Raw genomic sequence first — 11,179 nt, 5'->3', positions numbered from 1 at the left:
CACCGCGCCCCGTCCCGCCCCGCCGCACCGTCGGCGCACCCGCACCGTCAACCCCCGTCTCATCCGACGGAATGCGTTTCACCCGGATTTCCCGAGCCGCTACGCTCGCGTTCGTGGCTGAGATCCAGATTCCCTCTGACATCAAGCCCGCGGACGGACGTTTCGGCGCGGGTCCCTCCAAGGTGCGGACGGAGGCGCTGGACGCCCTCGCCTCCACCGGTACGTCCCTCATGGGCACCTCCCACCGCCAGGCCCCGGTCAAGAACCTGGTCGGCAGGGTGCGCGAGGGCATCAGCGAGCTGTTCCGGCTCCCCGACGGCTACGAGGTCGTGCTCGGCAACGGCGGCTCCACCGCTTTCTGGGACATCGCGACCCACGGTCTGATCGAGAACAAGTCGCAGCACCTCACCTTCGGCGAGTTCAGCTCGAAGTTCGCCAAGGCCGCCAAGCTCGCCCCGTGGCTCGCCGAGCCCTCCGTCGTCTCCAGCGACCCCGGCACGCACCCGGAGGCCGAGGCCGAGGCGGGCGTCGACGTCTACGCCCTCACCCACAACGAGACCTCGACCGGTGTGGCCATGCCCATCAAGCGGGTGGCCGGGGCCGACGAGGGCGCCCTGGTCCTGGTCGACGCCACGAGCGGCGCCGGCGGCCTCCCGGTGGACGTCGCCGAGACCGACGTCTACTACTTCGCCCCGCAGAAGTCCTTCGCCGCCGACGGCGGCCTGTGGATCGCCGTGTTCTCCCCGGCCGCCGTCGAGCGCGCCGAGCGGATCCACGCGAGCGGCCGCCACATCCCGGAGTTCTTCTCGCTCCCCACCGCGATCGACAACTCCCGCAAGAACCAGACGTACAACACCCCGGCGCTGGCCACCCTCTTCCTGCTCAACCAGCAGCTGGAGTGGCTCAACGGCCAGGGCGGCCTGGACTGGGCGGTCCGCCGCACCGCCACCTCCGCGCGCACGCTGTACGGCTGGGCGGAGGACGTCAAGTACGCGACCCCGTTCGTCACCGACCCGGCCAAGCGGTCCCAGGTCATCGGCACGATCGACTTCGCCGACGAGATCGACGCCGCCGCCGTCGCCAAGGTCCTGCGCGCCAACGGCATCGTCGACACCGAGCCCTACCGCAAGCTCGGCCGCAACCAGCTGCGCGTCGCGATGTTCCCGGCGATCGACCCGGCGGACGTCGAGGCCCTGACGAAGTGCGTGGACTACGTGATCGAGAAGCTGTAGGCACCGCCTCACGGCAGTGAGGGGCGCCCGGCGGTGATCTGCCGGGCGCCCTTCGTGTGCTGTGCGATGCCTACGAGAACTGGCTGAGGAAGGCCTGCCAGCCCTCACGGGAGACGGTGAGCAGGGGACCGTCCTGCCGCTTGCTGTCGCGGACGGCTCGACCGCCCGGAGCCGTGTCGGCGACCTCGACGCAGGCGTTCTCCTGTCCCGAGTACGACGACTTCCGGAAGGGGCTTACGACCTCGGTCACGATGCGTCTTCCTTCAAGCTCCGCAGTATGCCCCGGATGAGCTTCGCGCTCGCGTCCGGTGCCAACGCCGCCGATCGTAGTAGGTCGTATGCATTGGCGTAAGCGGCCAGGTCCTCGGGCCCTTCAAGGACCGACGTGCCTCGCAGATTGTCCATGGCGACCGCTTCGACCGTCGGCTCCTCGTCGAAGCTGAAGGAGGAGAAGGCGGAGGAGTAACCGGCCAGGACGCCCGCGCTGAACGGCAGCACCTGCACAGTGACGTTCTTACGCTTCCCGATCTCCAGGATCGCGGCCAACTGCTCCCGGTGAATACCGACCTCCACCAGCGGATGCGCGACGACCGCTTCCCAGAGGATCGCCGTGTACGACGCTCCGCCCTCTTCGATCTTCGCCTGCCGACCCTCGCGCACCTTCACCAACTGCGCGACCTGTTCAGGCTCGATGTAGTGAGGACCGCCGGCAATGACCGCCTCCGCATAGGCCGGAGTCTGCAGGAGTCCCGGCACCATGACCGGCTGCCACTCACGGATGTAGGTCGCGTCGTCCTCCAGAGCGATGTGGTCGACGTAGTCCGGTCGTAGGTGTGCCGCATGTTCGAGCCACCAACCCCGGTTCTTCGAGTGCTTGGCCAAATCCTCCAGCTTGGCCCGCACGTCCGAGTCCTTGACGCCGTATGCATCCAGCAGCAGTCGTACCTCGATGACACGCGCCGTGACATGTCCGCTCTCAAGGCGACTGATTCTGGCCTGACTTGACGCGATGACCTCGGCGGCCTGCGGCTGATCGAGCTTGGCGGCCTGCCGGTACTGCCTGAGCGCCCTGCCCAGGCGCCTGCTGCGTACCGTCGGCCGTCCGCCTGCGGGCATGGGACCTCCCCTCTCCTGCCGCAACGATGCCACACAGTCCGCAGGCCCTGGGAACCTGTCACTCGATCGAGTACACAAGTGAATGTATTCACTGAAGCGGATTGCACGTATGTCGATTTCAGTCGTAGCTTCAGCAAAGCTCCCTCGCAGAGCATGCTTTGACAGCTCGTCAGGAGGTACGGCACTCCATGCCCGCAACCAAAACCTTCCTCATCCCCAAGCACCGAAGGCACGTGCCCGAGGCCCGACAACGCGCTCACAAGACCCTCGCGGGCTGGGGCGTGACCGACGAACTCGCCGACACCGTCGTCCTGTCGGCAAGCGAACTCGTCACCAACGCCGTGCTCCACTGCCGGGTCTCCTACGCCCAGGTCAGGGTCACGCTCACGCTGAACGGACCGGAGCTGGTCCTGGAGGTCTGGGACCCGGACCGGGACAGACTCCCCCGGTGCCGCGATTCCGCCTTGGACGAGGAGGGCGGACGCGGGCTGGCGCTCGTGGAGGCACTGTCCGACGCGTGGGGATGCCGGCAAGAGCCGTACGCGAAGTGCGTCTGGGCCCGGTTCACGCTCGCGGAGGCGGAGAGGGTCCGTGTTCCGACTGATTCATGACGCGGTCGGCCGCCTGCTCTCCCGCCCACACTCCAGCAGTCCCACGGTGGGTGACTGGGACCTCGCCCGGGAGGTCCGGACGCCGGATCCGTACGTATGGCGGCTTCCGAGCCCGTACGAGGCGCGCCGGCGCCGCTGGGCCAAGCGCTGCCGAGCGGTCGGCCACTACGTGCCGTTCCCTCACGAGGAGGAGCGCGAGAACCGGACCCGGCCGGTGCCTGCGGCCGTTCGGATCGGCCACGAGCGAGAGTCCGGTGACGGACCCCATCGCCGTGGCGGCTGTCAGCCCGACGATCACCGAAACGGGCGGCTCCGCATCGCCGAGGTTGACGCCCAAGGGACACGACGGCACAAGCTGAGGGCCCTCACCAGCTGGTGAGGGCCCTCAAAAGTCCCACCCCGGTCGCTTGGCGTGAGCCAGAGGCTGAACCGGGGAATCTGCCGACCATGATACATCAGGGGAGTGCAGATACAACCGACCGCGGCGCAGCTCAAGCTCCTGGAACCGCTGATCTCCCGGCCTCGCCTGGTCCCCTATCTGGCTGCCACGAGCACGCCGACGGCGGCGATGGAGCTGTACCTGTGGAACGTGCGCCTGTCGGCGGCCTTCGGCGAGGTGATCGCACTCGCTGAGATCATCTTGCGCAATGCCATGGCGGAGCAGCTCGCCGCCGCATACGGAGACACCTGGTACGCGCGCGCCGACCTGTTCGACGACCGCACGATGGGCGGCTTCAGAACCACGTGGCGCAACATCACCATGCCCACCGACCCGGCAACCGGGAAACCCGCGCAGAAGACCCTGCGCGCCGTCCCCGCCGGGAGGATCGTGGCGGAGTCCACCTTCGGCTGCTGGGTCAACCTGCTCGACAAGGGCGGCACCCGCGGCGACGGCCCGTACAAGAAGAACGTCGACTACGACTCCACCCTGTGGCGCAAGGCCCTGTACAAGGCGTTCCCGAACAGCGGCGGCAAACGAACCACCGTGTTCACCACCGCCAGCCACGTCCGCTCGCTGCGCAACCGCGTCGCCCACCACGAGCCTCTGATCGGCGGCGTTCCCCTCCCGGGCCAGACGGACCGCCGAGGCCGGACCCGCCGACTCACCCTTGCCGACGCGCACGCCGAGGTCCTGCGCCTGGTCGAATACATCAACAAGGACGTCGCCACCTGGCTCGGCCGGAGCAGCCGAGTTCACGAGCTGCTGCGCACCCGGCCATGACCTCCGACCGATGCTCGGTGACAGCCCGCTGCCGCGGGCTGCTCTGCGGCACCGACACCGAAGTACTCACAGACAAACTCAGGCCCTGATGCTCCGGCGGACCCGGGCGATCACCTGCTGGGCGTCGGCGCCGAAGACGGCCGACTCCGGGAGTCGAAGACGAGCGTGTCCCAGGTCTCTTGGACAGGAGTGTGTCCAGCTGCCGACTGCCGACGCCAGGAACGGATATGACTTCCGAACCCCCTGAGGCGGGCGCGCAGTCCACTGAAGACGGCGGGCTGACCGGTGCCTTCGGCCCATGCTCGAAGGTCGTCGTCGGTGGACGTCTGCCTGCCGTTCTCCATTTTGCTGATCTTCGACTGGGTCCAGCCCAGCCGCTGGGCCAGTTCCGCACCAGTGAGCCGGCCTCGAGGGCTGTCGATCCGGAGCTCACGGAGCCGACGCCCCAGTTCCTCACGTGCCCTCTGACAGTCCGTGCTCACCGGTGTCAGCTCTTGCCCCTACGCGTCGTCGTACATCTCTGCCATGAACTGCTGCCACGGTACGGCGTGATGCCCAGCAGCATCCCGCACCATGCGGCAGCGCACCACCTCTGCCGGTTCGGTGATCAGATCCACGTGCGTGAGCTGATCGTCGTCATCGAACCGCAGGAGCGCGACGAGGCGACTGCCGAACAGCCAGAAGTCCTCGGCGGGCAGCCGCGTTCACGCTTTCGGACGCCACTCGTTCGAGGACGTGAGTGGCATCCGCCTTTCCCCACCGAGCCCGGTTCGTCCGTGCCGCAGGGCCGCCGGAGGCTTCTGGCCGAAAACGCACAGGGCGGCCACCGCGACGCAAGACAGTCGGCGACGATCAGTGCATGAACGAGATCGTGCTGATGTCGGATCCGAGGATCGCGGCAATCCCGGTGGCCGACTGCGGCGAGCCGCTCATTGACGTCCGGCTCCAGGAATCCCTCGCCGTCGACTCCCGCAAGACCGATCGGTCAGGGGCGTTCGCGCACCTGCGGGAAGGGGTACTGACCCGTCTCCTCAAGGCGCAGAAGCTGCTCCCGGACGGCATCCGTCTGTTGTTCGTGGAGGGATACCGGCCGCCCGCGCTGCAGCGCCACTACTTCGAGCAGTACGCCACCGAACTGCAGGCCGGCAACCCGGGCTGGTCGCCCGCGCAGGTCCGCGAGGCCACGAGCCGGTACGTGTCTCCCCCGGAGATCGCGCCTCACAGCGCCGGTGCCGCGGTGGACCTCACCCTGATCTCCGCCGACGGACGGGAGCTCGACATGGGAACCCGGGTGAACGCCAGTCCGGAGGAGAGCGGCGGCGCCTGCTTCACGAACGCCGGCAACGTCGACGCCGGAGCACGGGCCAACCGGCGGATACTCGGTGACGCACTCACCGCCGCGGGCCTGGTGAACTACCCCACCGAGTGGTGGCACTGGTCCTACGGCGACCGCTACTGGGCTTTTTCCACCAGAGCCGGCAGCGCGATCTACGGGCCACGGGAACTCGGATGAGCTGCGAGCGACGCCCCCATCGGCGTGCCTTCGTCCCCACCCTCGCCGCCCGCAACCCGGCCTACCGGGAGCTGACCCGGGCGTGGATGCGCCGCAGCCGCCACCTGCTGGAGCAGCACTTCGACGCGGACACCGCCCGCCAGCTCGACGCGCTCATCGAGGGCCTCGCCCTGCACCGCGCCCTGGACACCGCCCCTCACGACCGCGCGCTGACCCGAAGGGCCGTCACCCGCATCACCACCACCGCCGCCGCCGAGCCGGCGCCCACCCCAGCCGCCCGTGGGGACGCGGCCTGACCCCGCACCCCCACGGGCCGCACGAAGGAACCGCTCCCTCACGCCGCCGTACAGCTCAGGCTCGGCGCGCTCCCGCCGCCGGGGGCTCCCCCGAAGCCGAAGCTCGTCGAACCGCCCGCCGGGACGGACCCGTTGTGGGCGGCGTTCACCGCCGTCACGGTCGAGCCGCTCTGGGTGTACGTCGCGTTCCACATGTTGGTGACCTTCTGGGAGCCGCTCCAGGTCCAGGTCACCTTCCAGGACTTGATCGCGGTGGTACCCGTGTTGGCCACCGTCACATCGGCGTTGAAGCCACCGCCCCAGTCGCTGCTGACGACGTAGGTGGCACGGCAGGTGGCCTTGCCGCCGCCGTCACCGCCACCGTTGTCACCGCCGCCGTTGTCACCGCCGCTGCTCGGGAAGCCCGGTGCCTTGACGGTCGCCAGGTACCCGTCCTTCACGGTGTCCACGGTCTGCCAGTCGTCCTTCAGGATCCCTCCGGTGTCACCGGAGTTGGGGTTCCAGGACCAGAAGGTCCAGTGGAAGCCGTCGGCGCCGTACGTCGACGTCGGGCGCAGGTAACTCACCAGCGCCGCAAGCCACTTCTGGTCCACGGTGGACTGCAGCGTCGTACCGAACTCGCCGAGCCACACGGGCGCGATGTTCTGCTTGAAGATGTAGCCCCAGTACTTGTCCCAGATCCCCGGCATGTTGCCGGGGAAGGACGGGTCGCTGAACCAGCTCTGCTGGGCGACGCTGGTGGCGTAGTCGTGGGGCGAGTACACCACCCGGTTCGCGACGTCGAGGCGCACCGGGTACTGGGCGACGCCCATCAGGTTGCCGCCCCACCAGCCGGAGACACCGTTGAAGGTCTGCACGCCCTCGACGAAGATCAGCAGGTCGGGGTTGACGGAGAGCACCGCGTTGCCGGCCCGTTCGGCGGCCAGGCGCCAGTCGGTGGCCTGGTCCCCGCAGCCCCAGCAGGCCGGGTCGTGGGGCTCGTTGTGCAGGTCGATGCCGATGACCGTGGAGTTGCCCTTGTAACGGGACGCCAGCGACTTCAGGTTGGCGATCCACGTCGACTCGGGGACGGCGGAGGTATACCACAGGGCCGACTGGCCGGCCGAGTTCGGGCGGTGGCGGTCGAGGATGACCTTCAGTCCGTCCTGGCCCGCGTACGCGACGATCCTGTCGATGACCTGCAGGGAGGTCAGCCCCTGCAGGTCGGCGTTCTTGCCCGCGGAGAAGTCGATGCCCGTGGGCGTCGCGCCGGACTTGAGGATGTCGTCGCTGTAGGGGAGCCGGATGGTGTTGTAGCCCAGCGACTTCATCTGGTCGATCATGCTCTTGTAGTCGCGCGACCACAGGCCGTGCACGACGCGGTTGTCGGTCTCGAAGCCGAACCAGTTGATGCCGGCGATCCGGACGGCCTGCCCGGACGCGTCCAGGATCTGGCGCCCACTGGTGTGCCAGTAGCCGGCGCCGCCCGCGGTGGGGGCCGCGTGCGCGGTGGCCGGCAGGCCGAGCCCCAGGCCCAGCGGCAACAGGAGCGCCGCCGCGACGGCGCACAGCGCTCTTCGCAAGGTGCGGAACATGGTGCTGCTTCCTCTCGAGGGGCCGCGGGGCCGGAACGAGTGGGAGCGCTCCCACACAACCCGCACCTCTTATGGAAGTCAGGCAGCAGCCGCCCGTCAAGAGCGGCGACGCAACAGACGCCCCAGTCCCAGCACCGCGACCACCGCCACGACGGCCGCCGCGGCGGCGCCCGCCCCGAGTCCGCCGCTCCCGTCCGAGCCGCTCCCGCCCGATCCGGAACCGGCGGAGCTCGAACCCCCCGGCGCGGACGGCGACTTGGCGGAGGAGTCGGCGCCGGGCGCGTCGCGCACCTCCACCGGACTGTTCTCGCCCTCGGTGCCGTAGAGCAGCTTGGTGCCGTCGGCGCTGTACGTGACGGACTCGCCCTGCCGCTGCAGCGGTACGGCGAGCCGGTCGATGCGCTTGATCCTCCCGCCGTTCCAGTCGTAGTGGATCCCGCCGAAGTAGCCGCGCACGGCGAGTCGCGTGCCGTCGGGCGAGAGGGCGGCGTCGGTGGCCCACAGGTCGACGGGGGCGATCGGCTCGAAGACGTTCGTGCCCGAGGCGGACAGCTCGGCGGGGCCCTCGTACAGGTGCCCCCCGTCCTCCTTCTTGTCGATGATGTAGACCCGCCCCGTCTTCGGGTGCACGACCATCGACTCGGCGTCGCGGGGGCCGTCCGCGTACTTCACGACGTACTGCGTGGCCCGGATCGTCTGGTCCTTCAGCTCCTTCGGCTCGGGCAGCCGGTAGATCCACACGTACGGCCAGGTGCCGCCGAGGTTGTCGCCGATGTCGCCGACGTAGATCTGGTCGCCGGGCCCGATCGAGACGGCCTCCACGTCGCGGGGCTTGCCGATGCCGCTGAGCGTGACGGTGGCGACGGTCTCGCCCGTCCTGCCGTCCACGGCGTAGATCTGGGGGCCGTAGCCGCTGTCGTTGTGGGTCCAGTAGACGCCCGGGTGCCGGCGCGAGGCCGCGAGCCCGCTGGACTCCTTGATGCGGGGGTCCTTGATCGTGAACCCGTCGTCACCGTCGGCGGCGGAGGCAGCGAACGCGGCAGGCGCGGCGGGCACGGCGAGCGCCCCCACGAGGAGGGCCCCGGCGAGCAGGGCGAACGGTCGGCGCATGCTCCAAGCCTGCCATCCCCCAGGGGAGTTCACCGGGGTGGTGGGCCTCACATGCCACCGCGCCCCGCGATCGTCCATCATGAGCGGATGCTCAGGCTCATGCCCGTCGGCGACTCCATGACCATCGGCAGCGCGGGCGAACACACATGGCGTTACCGGCTGTGGCGGCACCTGTGCGCGACGTACGGCGGCCCGTTCACGTTCGTCGGCCCGCGCGAGACGCTGTACGACAAGACGGCGGACGCCCCGACCTCGTACGCCTACGCCGCCCCGGACTTCCCCCGCGCCCACCTGGCCGGCTGGGGCGAGGGCTGGGGACACATGGCCCCGGTGATCGGCGAGGCGGTACGGAAGCACCGGGCGGACGTCCTGCTCGTGTCCCTGGGCCTGATCGACCTCGGCTTCTACACCGACGCCGAGCAGACGGCGGCGAACGTGCGCGCCTTCGTGGCCGCGGCGCGGGACGGCAACCCGCGCATACGCATGGCCGTCCTCCCCGTGATCCCCAACATCCGCGCCGAGTCCGACCCGCCCTTCGCCGCCCAGGTGACCCTCTTCAACGAGCTGCTCGCCAAGACGGTGGCCGACCTGGACGAACCCCGCTCCCCGCTGCTCCTCGCCTCCCCTCCGGCGGCGTACGACATCCACACCGACACCTACGACGGCACCCACCCGAACGAGAGCGGCGAGCACAGGATCGCGGGGGCGTTCGCGGGGGCGATGCACCAGGCGTGGGGGTGGGGAGGGGAGTACGGGGGCTGAGCCTCGTACTACCCGTCTGGCATATGCGCACTCCCCCGTAACGCGGTCACCGCGCACATCGTTGTACTGCGCGGCTGTGCTGATGACGGTGACAGGGGTACGGGATGGATGCGGCCGACGCCGGCAAGCGGGTGCTGGACGGGATGTTCGACCGGATGACCGTACCCGAGGGCTACAAGGCAGAGATCGTTGAAGGCGCCGTCTTCATGGTGCCGCAGACAGACGTCCATTGGCAGATCACCTGGGGCATCGTCGCGCAGGTGGGCGCCAGGCACCCTGACAAGGGCCTGCTGTCCGACGTCCGTGTCGACTACCCGGGTCCGCTGAACGGCTTCGCCTCCGACGTGACGCTCCTGGCGGACAAGACCACCAGAGAGCCGTTCCACCACCAGGACGTCGAGTTTGTCGCCGAGGTCATCTCGAAGGGCACGGCCCACAACGACTACGGACCCAAGAAGGCCGCTTACGCCCGCGCCGCAGTCCCGGTGTATCTCATCGCCGACCCCTTCCAGGGCAAGTGTCGTCTGTATACCCAGCCCGAGGGCCGTGAATATCTCAGTGAACTCTCCGTCGGCTTCGGAATGGACGTCGACATGACCGCCACCCCCCTCGGCCTCGCCCTCAAGACCGACGGCTTCCCCCGCCCCCGCGACTGACCGCCCCCGGCCACCCCGCCTCCCAACCCCCTTGCTTCGAGCGCACTCCAGCACGTTGGCTTGTGGACCATGAAGTACACACAGCTCGGACGCACGGGACTCAAGGTCAGCCGACTGGTGCTCGGCACGATGAACTTCGGTCCGCAGACCGACGAGGCGGACAGCCACGCGATCATGGACGCGGCGCTGGACGCGGGGATCAACTTCTTCGACACCGCCAACGTGTACGGCTGGGGCGAGAACAAGGGCCGTACCGAGAAGATCATCGGGAACTGGTTCGCCCAGGGCGGTGACCGGCGCGACAAGGTCGTGCTGGCCACCAAGGTGTACGGGAACATGGCCCCGGACGACTCCTCCGTCTGGCCGAACCACGACAAGCTCTCCGCCCTGAACATCCGGCGGGCCGTCGACGCCAGCCTCAAGCGGCTGCGGACGGACTACATCGACGTCTACCAGTTCCACCACATCGACCGCCGCACTCCCTTCGAGGAGATCTGGCAGGCCGTCGACGTCCTGATCCAGCAGGGCAAGATCCTCTACGTGGGGTCGAGCAACTTCCCCGGCTACAAGATCGCCCAGGCCAACGAGATCGCCGCCCGCCGCGGCGGCACCATCGGCCTGGTCAGCGAGCAGTGCCTGTACAACCTCGCCGAGCGCCGCGCCGAGATGGAGGTCATCCCGGCCGCGCAGGACTACGGACTCGGCGTCATCCCCTGGTCGCCGCTGCACGGCGGACTGCTGGGCGGTGTGCTCAAGAAGGAGGTCGAGGGCGGTCGGCGCGCCTCCGGGCGGTCCGCCGACGCGCTCGCCAACACCTCCGTACGCTCCCAGATCCAGGCGTACGAGGACCTGCTCGACAAGCACGGCCTGGAGCCCGGCGAGGCGGCGCTGGCCTGGCTGCTCACCCGGCCCGGCGTGACCGGCCCGATCGTGGGTCCGCGCACCGCCGGGCAGCTCGAATCGGCCCTGCGGGCGGTCGAGCTGGAGCTGGGCGAGGAGCTGCTGGACGGGCTCGACGAGATCTTCCCGGGTCCGGGACCGTCCCCGGAGGCCTTCGCCTGGTGACCGGCACCGGTCACTGACCGCC

Annotated in this window: 11 protein-coding genes and 3 pseudogenes; 8 read left to right on the top strand and 6 right to left on the bottom strand. The window is 69.1% G+C overall.

Annotated features, from left to right (window positions below; translation table 11 throughout):
• The first annotated feature begins 113 nt into the window (after positions 1 to 113).
• Positions 114 to 1,232 (top strand): phosphoserine transaminase, encoded by a 1,119-nt coding sequence (gene serC / locus RH94_RS02970; RefSeq protein ID WP_073946098.1) that lies wholly within the window; start codon positions 114 to 116, stop codon positions 1,230 to 1,232.
• A 70-nt stretch (positions 1,233 to 1,302) separates the two neighbouring features.
• Here the strand turns inward: serC and RH94_RS02965 are convergent, their stop codons facing one another.
• Both RH94_RS02965 and RH94_RS02960 read right to left on the bottom strand, forming a co-directional pair.
• Entirely contained in the window at positions 1,303 to 1,482 is a 180-nt protein-coding gene (locus RH94_RS02965) for a DUF397 domain-containing protein (protein ID WP_073946097.1), read from the bottom strand.
• Entirely contained in the window at positions 1,479 to 2,348 is an 870-nt protein-coding gene (locus RH94_RS02960) for a helix-turn-helix domain-containing protein (protein ID WP_073946096.1), read from the bottom strand. Before RH94_RS02960 ends, RH94_RS02965 begins: the two co-directional genes overlap by 4 nt.
• Positions 2,349 to 2,536: 188 nt before the next feature.
• Between RH94_RS02960 and RH94_RS02955 the strand changes: the two genes are divergently transcribed.
• Both RH94_RS02955 and RH94_RS02950 read left to right on the top strand, forming a co-directional pair.
• Positions 2,537 to 2,959: an ATP-binding protein gene (locus RH94_RS02955; protein ID WP_073946095.1), complete on the top strand. Its 423-nt coding sequence runs from the start codon at positions 2,537 to 2,539 to the stop codon at positions 2,957 to 2,959.
• 463 nt (positions 2,960 to 3,422) lie between these two features.
• Positions 3,423 to 4,181, top strand: coding sequence for an Abi family protein (locus RH94_RS02950; protein WP_079188872.1), 759 nt, complete (start codon positions 3,423 to 3,425; stop codon positions 4,179 to 4,181).
• A 167-nt stretch (positions 4,182 to 4,348) separates the two neighbouring features.
• On the opposite strand, the pseudogene RH94_RS02945 reads toward RH94_RS02950, so the two are convergent.
• Both RH94_RS02945 and RH94_RS42090 read right to left on the bottom strand, forming a co-directional pair.
• Positions 4,349 to 4,663 (bottom strand): annotated as a pseudogene (locus RH94_RS02945) (helix-turn-helix domain-containing protein); the annotation flags it as partial.
• Between the two features lie 18 nt (positions 4,664 to 4,681).
• A pseudogene (locus RH94_RS42090) lies at positions 4,682 to 4,879 on the bottom strand (DUF6879 family protein); the annotation flags it as partial.
• 161 nt (positions 4,880 to 5,040) lie between these two features.
• Here RH94_RS42090 and RH94_RS02935 point away from each other — a divergent pair.
• On the top strand, positions 5,041 to 5,694 hold the full coding sequence (locus RH94_RS02935) for a M15 family metallopeptidase (protein WP_073946094.1): 654 nt from the start codon (positions 5,041 to 5,043) through the stop codon (positions 5,692 to 5,694).
• Positions 5,695 to 5,732: 38 nt separating this feature from the next.
• Positions 5,733 to 5,990 (top strand): annotated as a pseudogene (locus tag RH94_RS02930) (TetR family transcriptional regulator); the annotation flags it as partial.
• A gap of 38 nt (positions 5,991 to 6,028) precedes the next feature.
• On the opposite strand, the gene RH94_RS02925 reads toward RH94_RS02930, so the two are convergent.
• Positions 6,029 to 7,564: a cellulase family glycosylhydrolase gene (locus RH94_RS02925; protein ID WP_073946093.1), complete on the bottom strand. Its 1,536-nt coding sequence runs from the start codon at positions 7,562 to 7,564 to the stop codon at positions 6,029 to 6,031.
• Between the two features lie 96 nt (positions 7,565 to 7,660).
• Positions 7,661 to 8,674 carry a hypothetical protein gene (locus tag RH94_RS02920; RefSeq protein ID WP_073946092.1) on the bottom strand — a complete coding sequence of 338 codons (1,014 nt, stop codon included), beginning with the start codon at positions 8,672 to 8,674 and terminating at the stop codon, positions 7,661 to 7,663.
• 87 nt (positions 8,675 to 8,761) lie between these two features.
• Here RH94_RS02920 and RH94_RS02915 point away from each other — a divergent pair, with 87 nt between their 5' ends.
• The 3 genes from RH94_RS02915 (at position 8,762) to RH94_RS02905 (ending at position 11,157) form a co-directional block, all read left to right on the top strand.
• Positions 8,762 to 9,436, top strand: coding sequence for a GDSL-type esterase/lipase family protein (locus RH94_RS02915; RefSeq protein WP_073946091.1), 675 nt, complete (start codon positions 8,762 to 8,764; stop codon positions 9,434 to 9,436).
• Positions 9,437 to 9,540: 104 nt separating this feature from the next.
• Positions 9,541 to 10,092 (top strand): Uma2 family endonuclease, encoded by a 552-nt coding sequence (locus RH94_RS02910; RefSeq protein ID WP_073946090.1) that lies wholly within the window; start codon positions 9,541 to 9,543, stop codon positions 10,090 to 10,092.
• A gap of 69 nt (positions 10,093 to 10,161) precedes the next feature.
• Positions 10,162 to 11,157 (top strand): aldo/keto reductase, encoded by a 996-nt coding sequence (locus RH94_RS02905; RefSeq protein ID WP_073946089.1) that lies wholly within the window; start codon positions 10,162 to 10,164, stop codon positions 11,155 to 11,157.
• The last annotated feature ends 22 nt before the right edge of the window (positions 11,158 to 11,179 follow it).

This window comes from Streptomyces kebangsaanensis (assembly GCF_001906585.1).
GTDB classification, from domain to species: Bacteria; Actinomycetota; Actinomycetes; order Streptomycetales; family Streptomycetaceae; genus Streptomyces; species Streptomyces kebangsaanensis.
The sequence above is the reverse complement of the archived record's forward strand: the minus strand, read 5'-3'. Positions and strand labels throughout refer to the sequence as shown.

What these genes read in the sequence shown, in the direction of transcription:
- RH94_RS02960 (WP_073946096.1), bottom strand. Translation starts at nt 2,348, where the DNA reads ATGCCCGCAGGCGGACGGCCGACGGTACGCAGCAGGCGCCTGGGCAGG.
- RH94_RS02955 (WP_073946095.1), top strand. Translation starts at nt 2,537, where the DNA reads ATGCCCGCAACCAAAACCTTCCTCATCCCCAAGCACCGAAGGCACGTG.
- RH94_RS02935 (WP_073946094.1), top strand. Translation starts at nt 5,041, where the DNA reads ATGAACGAGATCGTGCTGATGTCGGATCCGAGGATCGCGGCAATCCCG.
- RH94_RS02925 (WP_073946093.1), bottom strand. Translation starts at nt 7,564, where the DNA reads ATGTTCCGCACCTTGCGAAGAGCGCTGTGCGCCGTCGCGGCGGCGCTC.
- RH94_RS02920 (WP_073946092.1), bottom strand. Translation starts at nt 8,674, where the DNA reads ATGCGCCGACCGTTCGCCCTGCTCGCCGGGGCCCTCCTCGTGGGGGCG.
- RH94_RS02915 (WP_073946091.1), top strand. Translation starts at nt 8,762, where the DNA reads ATGCTCAGGCTCATGCCCGTCGGCGACTCCATGACCATCGGCAGCGCG.
- RH94_RS02910 (WP_073946090.1), top strand. Translation starts at nt 9,541, where the DNA reads ATGGATGCGGCCGACGCCGGCAAGCGGGTGCTGGACGGGATGTTCGAC.
- RH94_RS02905 (WP_073946089.1), top strand. Translation starts at nt 10,162, where the DNA reads ATGAAGTACACACAGCTCGGACGCACGGGACTCAAGGTCAGCCGACTG.